16 protein-coding genes are annotated in these 19396 nt (G+C 70.2%); 7 read left to right on the forward strand and 9 right to left on the reverse strand.

From position 1 onward, the window contains the following. Window positions 1-20: 20 nt before the first annotated feature. The 7 genes from SACTE_RS24350 to SACTE_RS24380 all read right to left on the reverse strand — a co-directional run bounded on the left by SACTE_RS24350 (window position 21) and on the right by SACTE_RS24380 (window position 10206). Window positions 21-254 (reverse strand): DUF397 domain-containing protein, encoded by a 234-nt coding sequence (locus SACTE_RS24350; protein ID WP_014048676.1) that lies wholly within the window; start codon window positions 252-254, stop codon window positions 21-23. A 124-nt stretch (window positions 255-378) separates the two neighbouring features. Beyond that, window positions 379-1353 carry a hypothetical protein gene (locus SACTE_RS24355; protein ID WP_014048677.1) on the reverse strand — a complete coding sequence of 325 codons (975 nt, stop codon included), beginning with the start codon at window positions 1351-1353 and terminating at the stop codon, window positions 379-381. Window positions 1354-1546: 193 nt separating this feature from the next. After that, window positions 1547-2470, reverse strand: coding sequence for a hypothetical protein (locus SACTE_RS24360; RefSeq protein WP_019992267.1), 924 nt, complete (start codon window positions 2468-2470; stop codon window positions 1547-1549). Between the two features lie 100 nt (window positions 2471-2570). Further along, window positions 2571-4877 (reverse strand): DUF6571 family protein, encoded by a 2307-nt coding sequence (locus SACTE_RS24365; RefSeq protein ID WP_226995182.1) that lies wholly within the window; start codon window positions 4875-4877, stop codon window positions 2571-2573. A gap of 77 nt (window positions 4878-4954) precedes the next feature. Further along, window positions 4955-5617 (reverse strand): hypothetical protein, encoded by a 663-nt coding sequence (locus tag SACTE_RS24370; RefSeq protein WP_014048680.1) that lies wholly within the window; start codon window positions 5615-5617, stop codon window positions 4955-4957. A gap of 32 nt (window positions 5618-5649) precedes the next feature. Continuing rightward, window positions 5650-6108: a hypothetical protein gene (locus SACTE_RS24375; protein WP_014048681.1), complete on the reverse strand. Its 459-nt coding sequence runs from the start codon at window positions 6106-6108 to the stop codon at window positions 5650-5652. Window positions 6109-6249: 141 nt separating this feature from the next. After that, window positions 6250-10206, reverse strand: a complete 3957-nt coding sequence (locus SACTE_RS24380; protein WP_014048682.1) for a type VII secretion protein EccC — start codon at window positions 10204-10206, stop codon at window positions 6250-6252. A gap of 183 nt (window positions 10207-10389) precedes the next feature. On the opposite strand from SACTE_RS24380, the gene eccD reads away from it, so the two are divergent. From eccD to SACTE_RS24410, 6 genes are all read left to right on the forward strand, one after another. Further along, window positions 10390-11868 carry a type VII secretion integral membrane protein EccD gene (gene eccD, locus SACTE_RS24385; protein WP_014048683.1) on the forward strand — a complete coding sequence of 493 codons (1479 nt, stop codon included), beginning with the start codon at window positions 10390-10392 and terminating at the stop codon, window positions 11866-11868. 175 nt (window positions 11869-12043) lie between these two features. Next, window positions 12044-12334 carry a 30S ribosomal protein S15 gene (rpsO, locus tag SACTE_RS24390; protein ID WP_014048684.1) on the forward strand — a complete coding sequence of 97 codons (291 nt, stop codon included), beginning with the start codon at window positions 12044-12046 and terminating at the stop codon, window positions 12332-12334. 279 nt (window positions 12335-12613) lie between these two features. Further along, window positions 12614-14827 (forward strand): polyribonucleotide nucleotidyltransferase, encoded by a 2214-nt coding sequence (locus SACTE_RS24395; protein ID WP_014048685.1) that lies wholly within the window; start codon window positions 12614-12616, stop codon window positions 14825-14827. Next, window positions 14824-16203, forward strand: coding sequence for a pitrilysin family protein (locus tag SACTE_RS24400; protein ID WP_014048686.1), 1380 nt, complete (start codon window positions 14824-14826; stop codon window positions 16201-16203). Before SACTE_RS24395 ends, SACTE_RS24400 begins: the two co-directional genes overlap by 4 nt. Before the next feature lie 18 nt (window positions 16204-16221). After that, a complete protein-coding gene (dapB, locus tag SACTE_RS24405) occupies window positions 16222-16974 on the forward strand; it encodes a 4-hydroxy-tetrahydrodipicolinate reductase (protein ID WP_014048687.1) in 753 nt (250 codons plus the stop codon). Window positions 16975-16987: 13 nt separating this feature from the next. Next, window positions 16988-17443, forward strand: coding sequence for a hypothetical protein (locus SACTE_RS24410; RefSeq protein WP_014048688.1), 456 nt, complete (start codon window positions 16988-16990; stop codon window positions 17441-17443). Between the two features lie 68 nt (window positions 17444-17511). Here the strand turns inward: SACTE_RS24410 and SACTE_RS24415 are convergent, their stop codons facing one another. Both SACTE_RS24415 and SACTE_RS24420 read right to left on the reverse strand, forming a co-directional pair. Beyond that, complete coding sequence (locus tag SACTE_RS24415) at window positions 17512-18063, reverse strand: hypothetical protein (RefSeq protein WP_014048689.1); 552 nt, start codon at window positions 18061-18063, stop codon at window positions 17512-17514. A 93-nt stretch (window positions 18064-18156) separates the two neighbouring features. Beyond that, on the reverse strand, window positions 18157-18396 hold the full coding sequence (locus SACTE_RS24420; protein WP_014048690.1) for a hypothetical protein: 240 nt from the start codon (window positions 18394-18396) through the stop codon (window positions 18157-18159). Between the two features lie 260 nt (window positions 18397-18656). Here SACTE_RS24420 and thyX point away from each other — a divergent pair, with 260 nt between their 5' ends. Then, a complete protein-coding gene (gene thyX / locus SACTE_RS24425) occupies window positions 18657-19394 on the forward strand; it encodes an FAD-dependent thymidylate synthase (protein WP_014048691.1) in 738 nt (245 codons plus the stop codon). The last annotated feature ends 2 nt before the right edge of the window (window positions 19395-19396 follow it).

A 19396-nucleotide genomic window follows, 5' to 3' on the forward strand; every position in this document is an offset into this window, starting at 1 on the left:
CCGATCCTCCGCCTGACCGCCTACTTCAGATCGAACTCGCCGTCGCGCGCCCCGAGTACGAAGGCGCGCCACTCGGCCTCCGTGTAGCGCAGCACGGTCTCCGGATCCAGCGAGGACCGCATCGCGACGGCCCCGCCCGGCAGATGCGCGATCTCCACCCGCTCCTCCGCCTCCTCGGTACCGGGGGCGCTCAGCCACTCCACCCCCGAGATGTCGAGTGCGTACAGCTCGTCCTTCTCCTGCTGAGTGCCCATCAGACGCCTTTCTCGCGGCGGCGGAGCGCCACCGCCGGGTGTTCGTGCCTACGGCCTGGACGCCGATTATTCCTGCTCGTCCGCGCCGGGGTGACCGGAACCGGAGGACGGACCGCCGGTCAGCTCACCCGCACGCCGCCGACCCCCGGAGGCCGTCGACGAGCAGCTTCCCCAGCTCCGCCTGGTCCACGAGGCCCGCGGCCCGCCGTTCCTCCGGCTCCCAGGGATAGGACAGGCCGTCCAGTGCCACGTACGTCTCTCGACCACCGCAGGTAAGCCGCCGCACCCCGGTGTCCTCGAAGGAGGCCGTCAGTTCCGGGGACTTCACGACGCCGATCCTGGTGAACGGCCCGTCGTCGTCGCCCGCGAACGACAGGTCGCAGAACCACGCCGAGTCGAAGGAGCCGGACGTCTGCTCACGTACCCGGGCACCGCCCGGACCGCGCAGGCCGGGCAGGGCGAAACCGGGAACACCGCACACCTCGTCGAGATCGGAGTTCGTGACGGCCGACGGCCGCAGCGGCGACGGGGTGTCCGCACCGGAGCCGTCGGCCGCCTCGCACCCCGACTGCCGCGACACCCCGCCGACCGCCGCGGAGACGATCCGGGCGGTGGTGTCGAGTGCCTCGTCGCGGGAGAGCGACACCCGCACCGTAGGCCGTTCACCACTCCTGGTCCCCGGGGCCGTGCCCACGCACTCCTCGGGCAGGAACGCCCAGCCTCCCCAGCGGTCCACCGCCCCGGTGACCGGGCCGGTGAGGAGGGCGGAGGCACCCGACACGTTCCACAGAGACATCTCGAAGGGGAAGCGCGGCTTCTCCGACACCACCCTGACCGTGAGACGGCGCTTCCCGCCCCACGGCCACCACCCGCTCCGCTCCACCGTGCACGTGGACGCCGACTCCTGGGATTCGCCGAGCCGGCCGCCCCCGGGCAGCGCCCGCTCGGCGTCCGCGCCGGTGATCCAGCCCCGGCACAGCCGGTCGGGTCCGAACACGTTGGCGCCGTACCCGGCGAACAGGCCACCGACGACGGCGAGCGCGAGCGCCACGGCGGCGACGGCGCGCCCGGAACGGGAACGGGGAGCAAGTGCGATCATGCGGAAGGTGCTTTCTGTTCGGTGAGGGCCGGGTCCGGCGGTCCGGAGCGCACGGGACGCGCGCCCCGGCGCCCCCGGCCTACTCCCAGCCGAGGTTGACCGCCGCGTCACCACGCGAGGTCCCGTAGGACTGCTTGGCCTCGCGCCGCATCGACTGCCAGGCGTCCCAGTTCGGGTCCTTCTTGGCGTTGTCTCAGTCACCCAGGTCTTCGAGGGCCCGCTGTGACGTGGCGTGGGCACTGCTGCGGCAGCTCTGGAGCGTCGGCTCCCGCTGTGCCGCCGGGACTTTCCTGAAGTCAGCCCACGTGGTGAAGAACCCCTCGCTCTGGCCGTTCATGGCCTCGGCCTTTTCGGGTGCCGCACGCAACTGCTCCCGCCACACACCGGTGAGATGGCCCACGAGGTCGACCGAGGGATCCGGCACCGCGGCCTCATCGCCCGACAGAACGCCGACGGCCTTCGTGTACCACCGCGTTCGGGGTTCTCCGTCGCCTGCCGTGCGTTCCGCGATCCCGTCGAGCGCCCCCGTCACGCGTGCGAAGGCCGCGGGTACGGCGGTCAGCGAAGCCCCGGTGGCGTCCTTCGGCATGGCAGCGATACGGGCGGCACCTTCGGCCGTGAGAGCGGTGCGCAGTCCGGCGTACACGGCCGGGTCGTCGGAGACCGCGCGTATGACGCTGACAAGAGACTTCTGTGGCAGCCCGAAGTGGTAGCCCTTCTCGTCCTCCCATACCTCGGCGGCCGGCGGCGCGGCGTTGCTGTACACGAAGTCGAGCGCGTTGAGGTTCTCGTACACCTCGACTGCATGCCCTTCGAGCGCGGCGCCGAGCGGACGTCGCAGGCCCTCCGGCACGGGCCGGCCGTCGCGTTCGGCGACGTCGTCCGCGACGGCGAGCAGGAAGCCCTTCATCGCAGCAGCCTGCTTCTCGGTGTGCGGCCCGGCGCTGTCGCCACCGGTGACGCTCAGGACGGCGTCGCCCAGGCCGGCACAGTCCATGCCAGGTTCGGAACGTGTGTCGAGCGCTTCCTGAACGCGCTTGTCGGTAACCAGTCGCGTGCAGTCGGCCGAGCGGTCGGTGCGGCCGATGAGGACATACGCGCCCGCACCGACCGCCACGCAGACAGCCAGTAGCAGCAGGAGGAGCCATCTCGTCCGGTAGCGGGTCGGTGGCGTACTGGGCATGGATCGTCCTTGGCTAGTGCTGCTGCTGGTCCGGCTAGTTGGTTGTGTCCGTCAGGTACTTGCCGGCTTGATTCTCACCACGATCGGAGCCATCGAGAATCGTGGTCTTCAGCGTCTCGACCGTCTTGGCATCCGTTTCGTTGTTCAGGTCGAGGTCGTCTCGACCGGAGGCCCAACCCGTCACCGTGTTGGAGACCTGCCGGGAGTCCTCCAGGTACAGATCGGCGATCTGGGAGTTCGCCTTGGCGTCCTCCTCCGCCTTCATCGCGTTGCCCCACTGCCAGGCCCAGGTGTCCACACCTCGCTGCAGTGCGTCCCCGAATACCAGCGAACCGCCGCCGGTAGTGGTGATGGCGAGAGGAGTCACGGCACCGCCGATGATGTGGTAAGCGATCTTGGACTTCCAGTCGGCTTCGCTGTAACCCGCCATCCGGCCGTCGTTGATGACGTCCTCTCGTATCGCTGTATAAGTGCCGAGCACCGACCCGGCCTTGTTCCAGGTCCCGCTGTGCTCGAATCCCGTCGCACCCTCCGGGAGCCTGTCGAGTTCGTTGTTGAGGTGCCTGGCCTCTGCCTTGTGAAGGGCCGCGTAGGCGTCGGGATCCTCTGAGAGCCCGCGCATGACTTGGACGAGATCCTTCGGGTTGGTAGCCAGGTGCCCTTTGCCGGACTCGGTGAAGTAGCCCTCGGCAGCGGCGTTGCCGTAGTCGTCGTTGACGGCGCCGATGATCTCGTGCGTGTCCGACGCGTACTCGGCAAGCGCGTTGGCCACCGATCGACGCAGGAGCGGTGGCACGGTCGCCTCGGTTCCCTCGGACACTTCGTCGTTGTTGATGGGCGCGAACGCCTCGACGGTGCCGTTCATAACCCGGGCCTGTGCTGCGGTGTGCGTGGCCTCCGGCCACGGATCCTGCCCCGGGCCCAGCGGCTCGTGACCGGTAGCCGCAGCCTCCAGGGCCAGGCCCAGGCCGTAGTGACTCGTCGGATCGTCGTACACGCCCTGTGCTATCCCGGACACCCGAAGCTTCGGCCAGTCGCGGGTGCCGTCACCATGGCCCGCCAGATAGGCCAAGTGATTGTTGTCCACGTGATCGGCGCCGGCACCGTTGCCGTCCGGGTCGAAGAACGCGGTCGCCGCGTCGGGGTTCCCGCTCATCACCCCGAGCAGGCCGTCCAGCGGATCCGTCTCGATACCGTCCTTGAAGGCACCCAACTGCTCGAAGTACTGCGGTGACTTCTTGTCCAGGGCGATGAGATCCTCACCCATGTCGTACAGGAACTGGTCGTCGAACGGCTGGTCCGCGTTCTGCATCAGGCTGACGAGCGACTGGTAGCCGTAGAGCGGTTGGGTACCGCTGCCGAAGTTCTTCGTGCCGGCCTCGTCGAGCTTGTCCGTCCACTCCCGGTAGAACTTCCCGTCGCCGCTCTCGACCCACTTCTTGAACGCGGGCGATCCGGGCGGGGCGTCCTTCACGCTGCCGGGCACCTTCGTGGCGGTGGCGATCGTGTTGGCCAGGCCGCGCTGGATGTCCAGGTACTGGCTCTTGTGCTTCTTGTCCGAGTCGAAGGCACGGTCATTGAGCTTGGTGTTGACCTTCATGAGGCCCTCGGGGCCCAGCCCGTTCAGCAGCGTCTGGGAGAACACCTTGTCATGCGCATTGTCCCGGACCGAACGCTGGAACTCCGCGATGTCCGCCGCGGAGACCTTGTCACCGTTGTTGATCCGGGTGGCGATCTCCTGCGTATGGGCCGCCTCGTACTCCTCGATGTCGTCCAGCGGCTTCGCGTTGAAGCCGACGCCGAACGTCTCGTCGTTCTTGTCGCCCGTGACGCCGTCCACCGTGACGGCGTCCAGGGCTATCTTCACGCCCTGGTCGGCGTCGTCCACGGCCCTGACGCAGTCGTCTATCGCGTCCGACCAGGAACCGACGGCCTTGCGGACGCTCTCCGCGTAGTCCGGGTCGTGGCGCAGCGCGGCGCGCTCGCCCTCCGTCAGCTTGTCGTAGTCGAAGGTGACCACGCCGGCCTCGGAGACCCGCATACCGGCCTTGACGGCCGCTGCGACCTTGTTCTCCAGATTCCGCTTCAGACGTACGAGGTCGGTGTGGGCGTCCCGCAGCAGCGAGGCTATGGCCTTGGCCTCGGCCTGCGCTGCCGTGTACTCGTAACGCGTCGCGGCGAAGTTGGTGTGTGCGCTGAAGGCGCTCTGCCCCTGCCAGGACGGTCCGAGCGTGATGCTCTGGACGCTCTCCTTGTACCGGTCCTCCACCTTCTTGATCTCCGCGGCCATGTCGTCCCATTTGCCTGCGGCGGTGGTCAGTTGGGACAGATCGGTGGTCATGACCTCGTGATATGTGAGCATGTCTTCCCCGTTGGTTCGTCGCTGCCCGGCGCCGCCGCGGCGGCGCGTCCGTCCGGCTAACTGATCTGTTCGTACAGGGCCCGGCTCAGGGCCGACAGCTGGTCCTCGCCGAGGCCGGGCCCCTCCGGCTCGCCCAGCGTCAGCAGCAGAGCGGCGTGGCCCTCGCCCTCCGGTTCGACCCGCACCGTGGCGTAGTCACCGGTCGTACCGAGCACGGGAGTGCCCGGCTCCCCCTTCTCCGTCCTGCGGAGATAGGGGTTGAGCTCCTGGGCGTCCTGGCCGGAGACACGTACCAGTACGGGCGCCAGCAGAGACTCCGGCTGCGGTTTCTCCGCCGCGATGAGGTGGACCTCCACCGACTGCCCGCCGACGTGGAACCAGCAACTGACCAGCCCGCCGGGGTTGTCGGCGAACGGCGCGCCCTTCTCGGCCTTGTAGCCGTTCTCCGCCGTGGCCGCCGGTTCGTCGTCCCCGGCCGCGGCCCCGTCACCCGCCTCTCCCGTGATCTTCGCCGTGGACGCGGCCTTCGCGAAGTCGTACGGGAGCGGGCAGGTGCCGGAGCCGTCGGGGCCGACCTCGTCCGCCATCTCGGCCAGTCGCTCGACGCTCACGGGGACACCGTCGCCACCGGCCCCGTCGTCCGTACCCCCCTGACACCCGGCGAGCAACGCCACCGCCAGGACCGCCGCGCCGGGCAGCACGTGCCGGGATCCGCTCATCACACCTGTTCCTTTTCGTACGGACACGCGCCCTACAGACCGTTGAGACCGGAGGCGTACGGCCCCGTCCGCGGTGTGAGGAGGGGCGAGAACTGCGAGTTGATGTCGAGTTCGTTGTTGTTGAAGTAGAGGTTCGCGCCGCGCAGCGCGTTCTTCTCCGAGGAGAGCCGCCCCATCAGCACCTTGACCTGCTTGTCCCAGGTCTCCGTCACCTTCTTCAGCCCCGCTCCGGTGTCCCAGCCGTCGAACTCCTTGACGGCCGTGGCGGACGCCTCGTCCGCCCAGTCGGTGGCCTTCTTGGTGCTCGGCTCCAGTTCGTTCTCTATGGTGTTCGCCGCGGCCTTCTTCTCCGCAGGCGTCGACGCCAGGTCGGCCTGGCCCCCGAGACCGGGAGCCGGCCCCTCGTCCGCGCCGTTCAGCCGCATGGACGTGCCCTGCTGCTGCTCCGCGGCCTGCGAGCGCAGTCGGCTCCATTCCTCGTCGAACCCCATGAAAACCCCCGTAGTGACGACATCGGCGCCCGGTCCTACCGACGCTGTGGCCCCGGGCCGGGCGCTCCGTGTAGGCCACATCGAGACAAGCTAATACACGGAGCGCCCGCACAGCAGGCCCGGGTGCGACCGGGCCTTGGCTCAGCGCTGTTCGGGCAGCCGGCCGGTCTGCACCAGCGGCGTCCCGCGCCGGCGGGAGGCGAAGTAACCGCGCCCCGGCGGCATCGCGTGGCCCCGCACCGGACCGATCAGCTCACCCTCGGACGGATCGCCCGCCAGCACCACGCCCTGCGCGCCCAGCTCCTTGACGCGCTGCATGAAGCCCTCGTACATCGCCCGGGACGCGCCCGCCGAGCTGCGGGCGATGATGAACCGCACCCCGGTGTCCCGGGCGAACGGCAGGTACTCCGCGAGCGGTGCCAGCGGGTTGCCCGCGTTCGTCGCCACCAGGTCGTAGTCGTCCACGATGATGAAGATCTGCGGCCCCGACCACCAGCTGCGGTCCCGCAGCTGCTGCGGCGTCACATCCGTGGGCGGCTGCCGCCGTGCGAACACCCCGGCCAGCGCCTCCATGTGCATCTGCATCGCGCTCGCCATCGGCGCGTACTCCAGCAGATGCGACTCCGGCAGCGCCCCCAGCAGCGCGCGCCGGTAGTCGCCCACCACGAGCTTCGCCTCGTCGGGGGAGTAGCGCTCCGCGATCTGCTTGGCGATCAGCCGCAGCAGGTTGGTCTTGCCGGACTCGCTCTCACCGAAGACCAGGAAGAACGGGTCCGTCTCGAAGTCCACGAACACCGGCTCCAGCGAGGTCTCGTCGATGCCGATCGCGATGCCCCGCTCCGGGAACTCGAATCCCTTGGGCAACTGGTCCGCCGGGAGCTTGCGCGGCAGCAGCCGCACCGCCGGAGCCGACGGCCCCGCCCAGTTCGACCGCACGGTGCCCACGAAAGCGGCCGTGCCCTCGGACAGGTCCGAGGCGTCGCTGACCGAGTCGACACGCGGCAGCGCGCCCATGAAGTGCAGCTTCTGCGGCACCTGACCCCGGCCGGGCACCCCCGCCGGGACGTTGGCCGCGACCTTGCGGTCGAACTCCGAGTCCATGACATCGCCGAGCCGCAGCTCCAGACGCCCCAGGATCTGGTCCTTCAGCTGCGCCCGCACCTCCATGTACCGGGCGGCGCTGATCACCACGTGGACGCCGTACCCGAGACCCCGCGCGGCGATCTCCGTGACGACCTGCTCCAGACCCTCGTACTCGCTCCGGAAACCGCCCCAGCCGTCGATGACCAGGAACACGTCGCCCCACGCCTCGCCGGGCAGCTCGCCCTGGGCGCGCTTGCGCCGGTAGGTGGCGATGGAGTCGACGGAGTTCGCGCGGAAGAACTCCTCGCGGCGGTTGAGCACGCCGCCTACCTCGGCGACCGTCCGCCGCACCCGCTCGGGGTCCAGCCGGGACGCCATACCGCCCACGTGCGGCAGGTCCGCCAGCGAGACGAGACCGCCACCGCCGAAGTCCAGACCGTAGAACTGCACCTCGTGCGGGGTGTGGGTGAGCGCGAACGAGGAGATCAGCGTCCGCAGCATGGTCGACTTCCCGGACTGCGGGCCGCCCACCACCAGCATGTGACCGGCCGCCCCGGAGAAGTCCCGGTAGAGCACCTCACGCCGCTGCTCGAACGGCTTGTCGATCAGTCCGAGGGGGACCGTCAGACCTCCGGGCCGCGTGTACTCGGTCGCCGTGAAGCCGCGGTCCGTGGTCGGCGCGAGCCCCGGCAGCAGCTGGTCCAGCGTCGGCGCCCGGTCCAGCGGCGGCAGCCACACCTGGTGGGCCGGCACCCCCTGGCCCTCCAGCCGCCGCACGATCACGTCGAGCACCGTGTCGGCGAGCGCCTCGTCCTCCTCGGCCTTCCGCGACGCCACGTGCGCCGGATCCGGCGCCGCGTAGACCACGGGCACCGGGGCCGCGCTGAACACCACGGGCCGGCGCTCGATCGGCAGCTGCCCCACCGACAGGTCGGGACCGCCCGTGCGGTAGGTCCCCGAGACGTACGCCGCCTTGAACCGGGTCATCTCGTCCGTACCGAACTTCAGGTAGCCGGACCCCGGCACCGACGGCAGGTGGTACGCGTCCGGCACCCCCAGCGCCGTGCGCGACTCGGCCGCCGAGAAGGTCCGCAGACCGACCCGGTAGGAGAGGTAGGTGTCCAGACCGCGCAGCTTGCCCTCCTCCAGGCGCTGCGAGGCCAGCAGCAGATGCACACCCAGCGAACGCCCGATGCGGCCGATCTGGATGAACATGTCGATGAAGTCCGGCTTGGCGGTGAGGAGTTCGGAGAACTCGTCGATCACCAGCACCAGCGAGGCCAGCGGCTCCAGCGCCGCGCCCGCCGCCCGGGCCTTCTCGTAGTCGTGGATGTTGGCGTAGTTGCCCGCCGAACGCAGCAGCTCCTGCCGCCGCTGGAGCTCACCGCGGATCGCGTCGCCCATACGGTCGACCAGGGTGAGGTCGTCCGCGAGGTTGGTGATGACCGCCGCCACGTGCGGCATCTGCGACATCCCGGCGAACGTGGCGCCGCCCTTGAAGTCGGCGAGGACGAAGTTCAGTGTCTCCGAGGAGTGCGTGACCGCGAGCCCCAGCACCAGCGTGCGCAGCAGCTCCGACTTGCCGGAACCCGTCGCGCCGACACACAGCCCGTGCGGGCCCATGCCCTCCTGCGCGGCCTCCTTCAGGTCCAGCATCACCGGCTGGCCGTCCTCGCCGACCCCGATCGGCACCCGCAGCCGCTCCGCCATCGACCGCGGCCGCCAGGTACGCGCCACATCGACCGCCGCCGCGTCCCCGAGGTTCAGCAGGTCCGTGAAGTCCAGGTTGGCCAGCAGCGGTTCGTCGTCGTCGCCCCCGCCCATCCGCAGCGGCGCCAGCTGCCGGGCCAGCGCCTCGGCGGCCTCCGGGGAGATGCCGTCCGGCACCCCCTCGTAGGCCAGCCCCGCACCCGACTCCAGCCGCAGCAGCCCCGGCCGCACGACCACCGAGAGACCGCCGCGCGGCTCGTCCAGCTCGCCCGGCACCACCTCGACGATGGTCACACCCTGCAGACCCTCGGCCGCCGCCAGCAGCGAGTCGGGCGGCACCATCCCGCCGTCCAGGACCACCACGACATGCGGCTGGTCCATCACCGGCTGGCTCTCCCGGTTGAACCGCGGCCGCCCGTCCAGCCGGCTCGCCAGCAGCTTCTCCAGCTCACCCAGGTCGTCACCGAACAACCGCTTCGTCCCGGCACCGTCCACCTGCCCCGGCACCTGCGTGTGCGGCAGCCACTTCGTCCAGTCCCAGCGGCCCACCGCACCCGGCGCCGCCACCACGGCGACCGTCAGGTCCTCGGGGGAGTGCAGCGTCACCAGCTGGGCCACCAGCGCACGGGCCGCCGACTGCGCCGACTCCGGATGACCCGACACCGTCACGTGGTAGAAGGCCCGCATCGAGACCGCCATCGGCAGCCCGTCCAGCGAACCGTGCACCGACAGGAACCGCTGCATCGCCCCGGCGCACATCGGTTCCAGCTCGTCCACCGGCGCCGTGTCCGGGGCGATCAGCGGGGTCGACAGCTGCTGCGCGCCGAGACCCACCCGGACCTGCGCGAAGTCCTTGTCCCCGACCCGGCGTTCCCACACCCGGCTGCCCTCGGCCACCACCGACCAGAGCTGCTCCGGCGCCGGGTGCAGGTACAGCTGCACATCGCGCTGGGTACGCGCCGTCCGGCGCACCGTACGCCGCGTCTGCGCCAGGTACTTGAGGTAGTCACGTCGGACATCGCCCATTTGCCCCTGCGTACCGCGGCGGTGCCGGACGATCTGCGCGGCGACCATGCCGACCGTCGAGACCAGCATCAGCACACCCATGATCCGCATGAACGGAGGCGCCTGCGGAGAGAAGAAGAAGACCACCGACGAGCCCATGCCGAGCACCGGGAGGACCTGCATCAGCATGCCCTCCTGCTGCCCGCGCGGCAGCTCCGGAGGTGCCTCCAACGTCAACTCGTCCACGGGGACTTCCGGCGGCAGAGACCGCGGAGGACGTTTCACGACGATCTGGCTCACCGGAGCATCAATCCCTCGATACGGACGGGCGGAGGCCGGCTCTGTCCGCACCGACGCCCCCGTGGCTGCGTGTGCGCGGACTCCCGTCCGCGCGACGGCGATCCTACTTGCCGATGCCCTTCCCCCCTCCCGGTAGGGTGGCGCGCGCACCGTGCGCAACCGCGAATCAGGGGGACCAGACACGTGAGTACGACCGCAGCGACGGGTTTCTGCCGCGTCACCGTCGTGGCGCCCGACAGCCGGATCGACGTCGCCCTCCCGGAGGACATCGCCGTCGCCGACGTCTACCCCGAGATCCTGCGTCTCACGGGCCAGACCCAGCCGGCCGGCACCCCCACCGGCTACCACCTGGTACGCCGCGACGGCACCGTCCTGGACGGCGCCCGTACCCTCGCCGCCCAGCAGGTGCTCGACGGTGAACTCCTCAGCCTGCGCCCCTTCGCCCAGTCGCTGCCGCCCGCCGTCTTCGACGACGTCTCCGACGCCGTCGCCTCCGCCGTCACCCGCGACCGCCACCTGTGGAGCGACGAACTCCTGCGCGGCGCCGGCCTGGTGGGCGGGGTGCTGCTGCTCGTCCTGATGGGCTTCGTGCTCTGGTTCGCCGACCCCGTACGCCACGACATGCACAGCCTGCCCGGCGTCATCGCCGGTTCCGCCGGACTGCTGCTCACCGCGTTCGCGGGTGTGCGCGCCCGGGTCTACTCGGACCGTGCCACGGCCGTCGCCCTCGGACTCGGCGCGCTGCCCCTCGTCCTCATCGCGGGCTCGGGCATCATCGGTCCCGACGCCGGATCGGGCCCCGGCCGCCTCCAGTTCCTGCTCGGCTGCGTGGCCGTGCTGCTCGCCTCGGTCGTCCTGGTCGCCCTCACCCCGAGCGGCGACGCCCCCTTCGTGGCCGCGACCTTCCTGGCCACCGTCGGCACCCTCGCCACCTTCGTGGCCATCCTCACCGAGGCCTCCGCCACCCGGACCGCGGCGGTCACCGTCGTCGTCGCCCTCGGCCTGGTCGCCTTCCTGCCCGGCCTCTCCGCACGCTTCGCCCGGCTGCCCATCGGCTACGCCTCCCCGCGCACCGCCCCGGCCGGCTACGACGACGCCTTCGCCGAACCGGCCGCCGGGGAGGGGGAGAGCGAACCCGTCGACGCCGACCGCATCGCCGCCCAGGCCCGCCGCGGCCACGAGATGCTCCTCGGCCTGGTCGGCGGCTGCGCCGCGGTCGTCGTCGCCTCCGCCGCCGTACTCGGCTTCTCCGACAACGTCTGGGGCCAGGTCCTCGCTCTGGCCGCCGGACTCGCGATGCTGCTGCGCGCCCGCCTCTTCCGCTACACCTCGCAGGTCGCGTGCGTCCTGGTGGCCGGCATCGGCGCGATCGCCCTGCTCGTCCTCGGCCTCTCCCTCAACCCGCCGGCCGACCTGCTGTACGACCTGGTCCGCTACGGAGACCGGGGCTCCCTCGACATCCGTACGATCTGGCTCTCGGCGGCCGTCGCCGCCGGCGCTGCCCTGCTCACCGCGATCGGCCTGATCATCCCGCGCAAGGGGCTCTCCCCCTTCTGGGGACGGCTCCTCGACCTCGCCGAGAGCGTCCTGCTGCTCTCCCTGGTCCCGCTCTGCCTGGCCGTCCTGGACGTCTTCGCACGGGCCCGGGCCATGACCAGCTGACACCCGTCGAGGGCGGCCCCGGGCGACTGGTACTCTGGGCGGTGGCCGTTTGTGTACGCGTCTTCGGACCTCTGGGGACTGCGCTCATCGGACCTTCGCCTCCGAGTCACGGAAGCACCTCTGAGAACCAGACCAGGGGCACTCGTGGGCGCATCGAACACCTGAAGGAGTACGCGTGCCGCTCGACGCCGCTACGAAGAAGCAGATCATGGCCGAGTTCGCTCAGAAGGAGGGCGACACCGGATCCCCCGAGGTCCAGGTGGCGATGCTCTCCCGTCGGATCTCCGACCTGACGGAGCACCTCAAGACGCACAAGCACGACCACCACTCCCGTCGTGGTCTGCTGATCCTGGTCGGCCAGCGCCGCCGCCTTCTGCAGTACCTGGCCAAGAAGGACATCCAGCGCTTCCGTGCGCTCGTCGACCGCCTCGGCATCCGCCGCGGTGCGGCCGGCGGCGCCAAGTAAGACGCTGTGAGAGGGAGCGGTTCCCCGGATCCAGGGGGCCGCTCCCTTTGCTGTACGTGCAGGACCGGGCTCCGGCTCAGTAACCTGGACGCAGAAGGACCAGAAGGACAGAACGAGGAGAGGCGCCCCACGGCCGCCGCCGGTCCTCGGTAGTGGCCCCCGGGGCAACGCCCGGGAGCTTCGATCGAAGACCGGCCCGCACACACGGTGCGCTTCTCCGCACCGTCCTCCGCCACACGGGCGGCAGGACGAAAGACGACGAGTATGGAGAATCCACTAGTGGAGAACGAGACCCACTACGCCGAAGCCGTGATCGACAACGGCACCTTCGGCACCCGCACCATCCGCTTCGAGACGGGCCGCCTGGCCAAGCAGGCCGCAGGCTCCGCCGTCGCGTACCTGGACGACGACACCATGGTGCTGTCGGCCACGACCGCTTCCAAGCGGCCCAAGGACCAGCTCGACTTCTTCCCCCTCACGGTGGACGTCGAAGAGCGTCAGTACGCCGCCGGCAAGATCCCCGGCTCCTTCTTCCGTCGTGAGGGCCGGCCCTCCGAGGACGCGATCCTCACCTGCCGCCTGATCGACCGGCCGCTGCGCCCCTCCTTCAAGAAGGGCCTGCGCAACGAGATCCAGATCGTCGAGACGATCATGGCGCTCAACCCCGACCACCTGTACGACGTGGTCGCGATCAACGCCGCCTCCGCCTCCACGATCCTGGCGGGCCTGCCCTTCTCCGGCCCGATCGGCGCCACCCGTGTCGCCCTGATCAAGGGCCAGTGGGTCGCCTTCCCGACGCACACCGAGCTCGAGGACGCCGTCTTCGACATGGTCGTCGCCGGTCGCGTCCTCGAGGACGGCGACGTCGCGATCATGATGGTCGAGGCCGAGGCCACCGAGAAGACCATCCAGCTCGTCAAGGACGGCGCCGAGGCCCCGACCGAAGAGGTCGTCGCCGCCGGTCTGGAAGCCGCGAAGCCCTTCATCAAGGCGCTCTGCAAGGCCCAGTCCGACCTCGCCGCCAAGGCCGCCAAGCCCACCGGCGAGTTCCCGGTCTTCCTCGACTACCAGGACGACGTCCTGGAGGCGCTCACGGGCGCCGTCAGCACCGAGCTCGCCAAGGCGCTCACCATCGCCGGCAAGCAGGAGCGCGAGGCGGAGCTGGACCGCATCAAGGAGATCGCCGCCGAGAAGCTCCTCCCGGCCTTCGAGGGCCGCGAGAAGGAGATCTCCGGTGCCTACCGCGCGCTGACCAAGAAGCTGGTCCGCGAGCGCGTCATCAAGGACAAGGTCCGCATCGACGGCCGCGGCGTCACGGACATCCGTACGCTCGCCGCCGAGGTCGAGGCCATCCCGCGCGTGCACGGCTCGGCGCTGTTCGAGCGTGGCGAGACCCAGATCCTGGGCGTCACCACCCTCAACATGCTCCGCATGGAGCAGCAGCTGGACACCCTCTCCCCGGTGACCCGCAAGCGCTACATGCACAACTACAACTTCCCGCCGTACTCCGTCGGTGAGACCGGCCGCGTGGGCTCGCCCAAGCGCCGCGAGATCGGCCACGGCGCTCTCGCCGAGCGCGCCATCGTGCCGGTGCTGCCGTCGCGCGAGGAGTTCCCCTACGCGATCCGCCAGGTCTCCGAGGCGCTGGGCTCCAACGGCTCGACGTCCATGGGCTCGGTCTGCGCCTCCACCATGTCGCTGCTGAACGCCGGTGTGCCCCTCAAGGCCGCCGTCGCCGGTATCGCCATGGGCCTGATCTCCCAGGAGATCGACGGCAAGACCCACTACGTCGCCCTCACCGACATCCTCGGTGCGGAGGACGCCTTCGGCGACATGGACTTCAAGGTCGCCGGTACGAAGCAGTTCGTGACCGCGCTCCAGCTCGACACCAAGCTCGACGGCATCCCCGCCTCGGTCCTGGCCGCCGCGCTGAAGCAGGCCCGTGACGCGCGTCTGCACATCCTGGACGTCATGAACGAGGCCATCGACGTCCCGGACGAGATGTCCCCGAACGCCCCGCGGATCATCACCGTCAAGATCCCGGTGGACAAGATCGGTGAGGTCATCGGCCCCAAGGGCAAGATGATCAACCAGATCCAGGAGGACACCGGCGCCGACATCACGATCGAGGACGACGGCACCATCTACATCGGTGCCCAGCAGGGCTCGCAGGCCGAGGCAGCCCGCGCCACGATCAACGCGATCGCCAACCCGACCATGCCGGAGGTCGGCGAGCGCTACCTGGGTACGGTCGTCAAGACCACCACCTTCGGTGCGTTCGTCTCCCTGATGCCCGGCAAGGACGGTCTGCTGCACATCTCGCAGATCCGCAAGCTCGCCGGCGGCAAGCGCGTCGAGAACGTCGAGGACGTCCTCGGCGTCGGCGCCAAGGTGCAGGTCGAGATCGCGGAGATCGACTCCCGCGGCAAGCTCTCCCTCGTCCCCGTCATCGAGGGCGAAGAAGACGAGAAGAAGGACGACGCCTCCAAGTGACGTCCCGTAGTTCCGCGACGACGGCCCGCCCCTCCTCCGAGGGGCGGGCCGTCGCCCGTACCCAAACGCTCCTCAAGGGCAACGGCGGCGTCGGCACCGTCCGCCGCACGGTTCTCCCCGGCGGGCTCCGCGTCGTCACCGAGACCCTGCCCTCCGTCCGCTCCGCCACCTTCGGGATCTGGGTCAACGTCGGATCACGCGACGAGACCCCCACCCTGAACGGCGCGACGCACTACCTCGAACACCTCCTCTTCAAGGGCACCGACAAGCGCAGCGCCCTCGACATCTCCTCCGCGATCGACGCGGTCGGCGGCGAGATGAACGCCTTCACGGCGAAGGAGTACACCTGCTACTACGCGCGGGTCCTGGACACGGACCTGCCGCTGGCCATCGACGTCGTCTGCGACATGCTGACCGGCTCGCTGATCACCCCCGAGGACGTCGACGCCGAGCGCGGCGTGATCCTCGAGGAGATCGCCATGACGGAGGACGACCCGGGCGACTGCGTGCACGACCTGTTCGCGCACACCATGCTCGGGGACACCCCGCTGGGCCGCCCCGTCCTCGGGACCGTCGACACGGTCAACGCACTCGACCGCGGCCGGATCGCCCGCTTCTACAAGAAGCACTACGACCCCACCCACCTGGTCGTCGCCGCCGCGGGCAACGTCGACCACGCCACAGTCGTACGCCAGGTCCGCCGGGCCTTCGAGCGCGCGGGCGCCCTGACCCGCACCGACGCCGTCCCCACCGCCCCGCGCGCCGGGTCCCGCGCACTGCGCACCGCGGGCCGGGTGGACGTGCTCGACCGCAAGACCGAGCAGGCCCACATCGTGCTCGGCATGCCGGGCCTCGCCAGGACCGACGAGCGCCGCTGGGCCCTCGGCGTCCTGAACACCGCGCTCGGCGGCGGCATGAGCTCCCGCCTCTTCCAGGAGGTACGGGAGAAGCGCGGCCTGGCCTACAGCGTCTACTCGTACACCTCAGGCTTCGCCGACTGCGGGCTCTTCGGCGTCTACGCGGGCTGCCGGCCCAGCCAGGTGCACGACGTCCTGGGGATCTGCCGCGAGGAACTCGACCGGGTGGCCAGCGAGGGGCTCCCCGACGAGGAGATCAGCCGTGCGGTCGGCCAGCTCGCCGGCTCCACCGTGCTCGGCCTCGAGGACACCGGCGCGCTGATGAACCGGATCGGCAAGAGCGAGCTGTGCTGGGGCGAGCAGATGTCGGTCGACGACATGCTGGCCAGGATCGCGGCGGTCACCCCCGACGAGGTCCGCGCCGTCGCGGCGGACGTCCTCGGGCACCGTCCCTCGCTCTCGGTCATCGGACCGCTCAAGGACAAGCAGGCCGACCGCCTCCACCGAGCGGTCTCCTAACCCCTAAGGAAAGAGCACATGAGCAAGCTGCGTGTGGCCGTTCTCGGCGCCAAGGGCCGCATCGGCTCCGAGGCGGTACGGGCCGTCGAGGCCGCGGACGACATGGAGCTGGTGGCCGCGCTGGGCCGTGGCGACCGGCTGGAGACCCTCGTCGACACCGGCGCCCAGGCCGTCGTCGAGCTCACCACGCCCGCGTCCGTGATGGACAACCTGGACTTCTGCGTCCGGCACGGCATCCACGCGGTCGTCGGCACCACCGGATGGACCGACGAACGGCTCGCGCAGCTGAACACCTGGCTGGCCGCCTCCCCGGAGACCGGGGTGCTCATCGCACCGAACTTCTCCATCGGCGCGGTCCTCACGATGAAGTTCGCGGAGCAGGCCGCCCGCTACTTCGAGTCGGTGGAGGTCATCGAGCTCCACCACCCGAACAAGGCGGACGCCCCCTCCGGCACCGCCACCCGCACCGCCCAGCTCATCGCCGCGGCCCGTGAGAAGGCCGGCTGCGCACCGCAGCCGGACGCCACCGCCACGGCACTGGACGGCGCACGCGGCGCGGACGTCGACGGCATCCCGGTCCACTCGGTACGGCTGCGCGGGCTCCTCGCCCACCAGGAGGTCCTGCTGGGCGCCGAGGGCGAGACCCTCACCGTCCGGCACGACTCCCTGCACCACAGCAGCTTCATGCCGGGCATCCTGCTCGGCGCCCGCCGCGTGGTCACCACTCCCGGCCTCACCCTCGGCCTGGAACACTTCCTCGACCTGAACTGACGGGGCCCACCCCATGCGCGCGAAACTCACCTACGCCGTCACCGCCGCCGTCCTGGTCTTCTACTTCCTCCTGGCCGGCAGCCGAGGCGTCCTGCTCATCCGGCACGGCACACTGCTCACCGTCGCCTTCGGTGTGGCCGTGCTGATCCTGCCGGTGATCGGGCTCTGGTTCCTCTGGAAGAACACCCAGTTCGTCCGCAGGGCCAACGCCCTCGCCGCAGAGCTCGACGCCGAGGGCGGCCTGCCCGTCGACGAACTGGTCCGCACCCCTTCCGGACGCATCGACCGGGCCTCCGCGGACGCGGTGTTCGCCCGGCGCCGTGAGGAGACCGAGGACCACCCGGGCGACTGGCGGTGCTGGTTCCGGCTGGCCGTCGCCTACCAGGACGCCAGGGACACCCCCCGGGCCCGCAAGGCGATGCAGCGCGCCATCGCCCTGCACGCGAACAAGCCGGTACAGGCCGCCTGATACACGAACGAGCCGGTACGGCGCCGCTCGGGCGCCGTACCGGCTCGTTCCGTCCTACGGAGCGTCCGTCAGCCGACGCGGTACTCCGCGCCCCAGGCCTCGATCGTGTCGGTGGCACGGTCGAAGGCTTCGGCACGGGCCAGGAAGTCCGCGTTGTGGTCGGTGACCAGCGGCGGCAGCTGCTCGCCGGTCCGGCGGACCACGACCAGGGCCTGGCCCTGGACCGTACGCGGCAGACCGAGCCACTTCACCGGCTGCTGGACGGTACGGAGCGCCGCAGCCTTGTCCCAGGCCACCGTCGTCGTACGGAAGAAGGCCACGCGGCGCACTCCGTGCCGGCTGACCCACGCGCCGACCCGCAGCAGCCGCAGGGCGCAGACGATCACCACGGCCGCCAGCGCGAGGCACGCGCCGCCGCCGGAGGCCGAACCGGCGAACGCGATGATCATCGCCGCCAGGAGTACGAACGACGCCAGCAGCAGCAGCGCGGCTGCGGCGGAGACCCGCCACGGACCGGGACGGTAGGGCCGCCGCCAGCTGTCGTGGTCGTCGAACGGCAGCGCGGTGTCCTCCGCGCTCGCGTCGAATGCGCGGTCGGCCGTCAGAAAGGGCAGGGGCACGACTGATCCTCACTCACAAGCACGCTCGATTGCTGTGCCCGGTGAGGCTACCGAGGAGCCCCCCGGTCGACCACCCCAGGGGGCCCGTACGGGTCAGCGGTGCGAGGACGCCTCGGACTGCTGACTGTGCGAGGGCGTCCGGTCGGTCTCGAGGGCGGGCACGCCGAAGAGCAGCGATCCGGCGAATCCCGCGACCAGGATCAGCCCCACGAGGGATCGGCCGGCCAGCTGGGAGACGCTGGCACGCTCGCGGGGCGGCGGGGTGACATTGCTGCGGAACCGCTCGGCCTCGGCGACAAACGAGAACGGGACGGATTCACGCCGGCGGAACATGAGGAAACTCTCCTTGAACTCTGTGACGGGTGCTGCTAATGAGTCAGACGTACGGGAGACCCGATCGGTGCCCCGAATCGCCGAACGGGGTGAAGAAATCCTGCGGACGGCTGTCCGGCGCCTACCCGGACGCCCCGAGCCGACGCCCCGGGCCTCCGGCGGCGCCCGGCACCCCCGCTCCGGGCCGACGGCCGGAGGCCCGTTCTCCGGCCCGTAGAGTGGACGCCGCCCGTGCGACGCCATTGGAAGGACCCCCGCCGGTGACCGACACCCCCGAGCCCACGAAGGCCCACTTCCGCAGCGATGTCACCGTTGACCTGGTGAAATCCGCTGCCACCGACTCCGACGTGCTCTTCGCGGCCCGCGTGTCCACGGCCGGCGAGCAGTCCCTGGAGGAGGTCACCAAGGACCCCGAGCGCTCCAAGGGCCTGATCAACTTCCTGATGCGGGACCGGCACGGAAGTCCCTTCGAGCACAACTCGATGACCTTCTTCATCAGTGCCCCGATCTTCGTCTTCCGCGAATTCATGCGGCACCGCGTCGGCTGGTCGTACAACGAGGAATCGGGCCGCTACAGGGAGCTCGAACCGGTCTTCTACACCCCCGGGGAGTCCCGCAAGCTCATCCAGCAGGGCCGCCCCGGCAAGTACGAGTTCGTCGAGGGGACCCCGGAGCAGCACGCGCTCACCAGCCGTGTGATGGAGGACTCCTACCGGCAGGCGTACGACGCCTACCAGGAGATGCTGGCCGCGGGTGTCGCCCGCGAGGTCGCCCGCGCCGTCCTGCCCGTAGGCCTCTTCTCCACGATGTACGCCACGTGCAACGCCCGGTCGCTGATGCACTTCCTCGGCCTGCGGACGCAGCACGAGCTGGCCAAGGTCCCCTCCTTCCCGCAGCGCGAGATCGAGATGGTCGGCGAGCAGATGGAACAGCACTGGGCACGGCTCATGCCGCTGACTCATGCCGCCTTCAACAAAAACGGACGGGTGGCCCCGTAGGC

This window comes from Streptomyces sp. SirexAA-E, from assembly GCF_000177195.2.
GTDB classification, from domain to species: domain Bacteria; phylum Actinomycetota; class Actinomycetes; order Streptomycetales; family Streptomycetaceae; genus Streptomyces; species Streptomyces flavovirens.

Excerpts from the sequence above, each read along its gene's own strand:
- SACTE_RS24350 (WP_014048676.1), bottom strand. The coding sequence starts at position 254 with ATGGGCACTCAGCAGGAGAAGGACGAGCTGTACGCACTCGACATCTCG.
- SACTE_RS24355 (WP_014048677.1), bottom strand. The coding sequence starts at position 1,353 with ATGATCGCACTTGCTCCCCGTTCCCGTTCCGGGCGCGCCGTCGCCGCC.
- SACTE_RS24365 (WP_226995182.1), bottom strand. The coding sequence starts at position 4,877 with ATGACCACCGATCTGTCCCAACTGACCACCGCCGCAGGCAAATGGGAC.
- SACTE_RS24370 (WP_014048680.1), bottom strand. The coding sequence starts at position 5,617 with ATGAGCGGATCCCGGCACGTGCTGCCCGGCGCGGCGGTCCTGGCGGTG.
- SACTE_RS24375 (WP_014048681.1), bottom strand. The coding sequence starts at position 6,108 with ATGGGGTTCGACGAGGAATGGAGCCGACTGCGCTCGCAGGCCGCGGAG.
- dapB (WP_014048687.1), top strand. The coding sequence starts at position 16,222 with ATGAGCAAGCTGCGTGTGGCCGTTCTCGGCGCCAAGGGCCGCATCGGC.
- SACTE_RS24410 (WP_014048688.1), top strand. The coding sequence starts at position 16,988 with ATGCGCGCGAAACTCACCTACGCCGTCACCGCCGCCGTCCTGGTCTTC.
- SACTE_RS24420 (WP_014048690.1), bottom strand. The coding sequence starts at position 18,396 with ATGTTCCGCCGGCGTGAATCCGTCCCGTTCTCGTTTGTCGCCGAGGCC.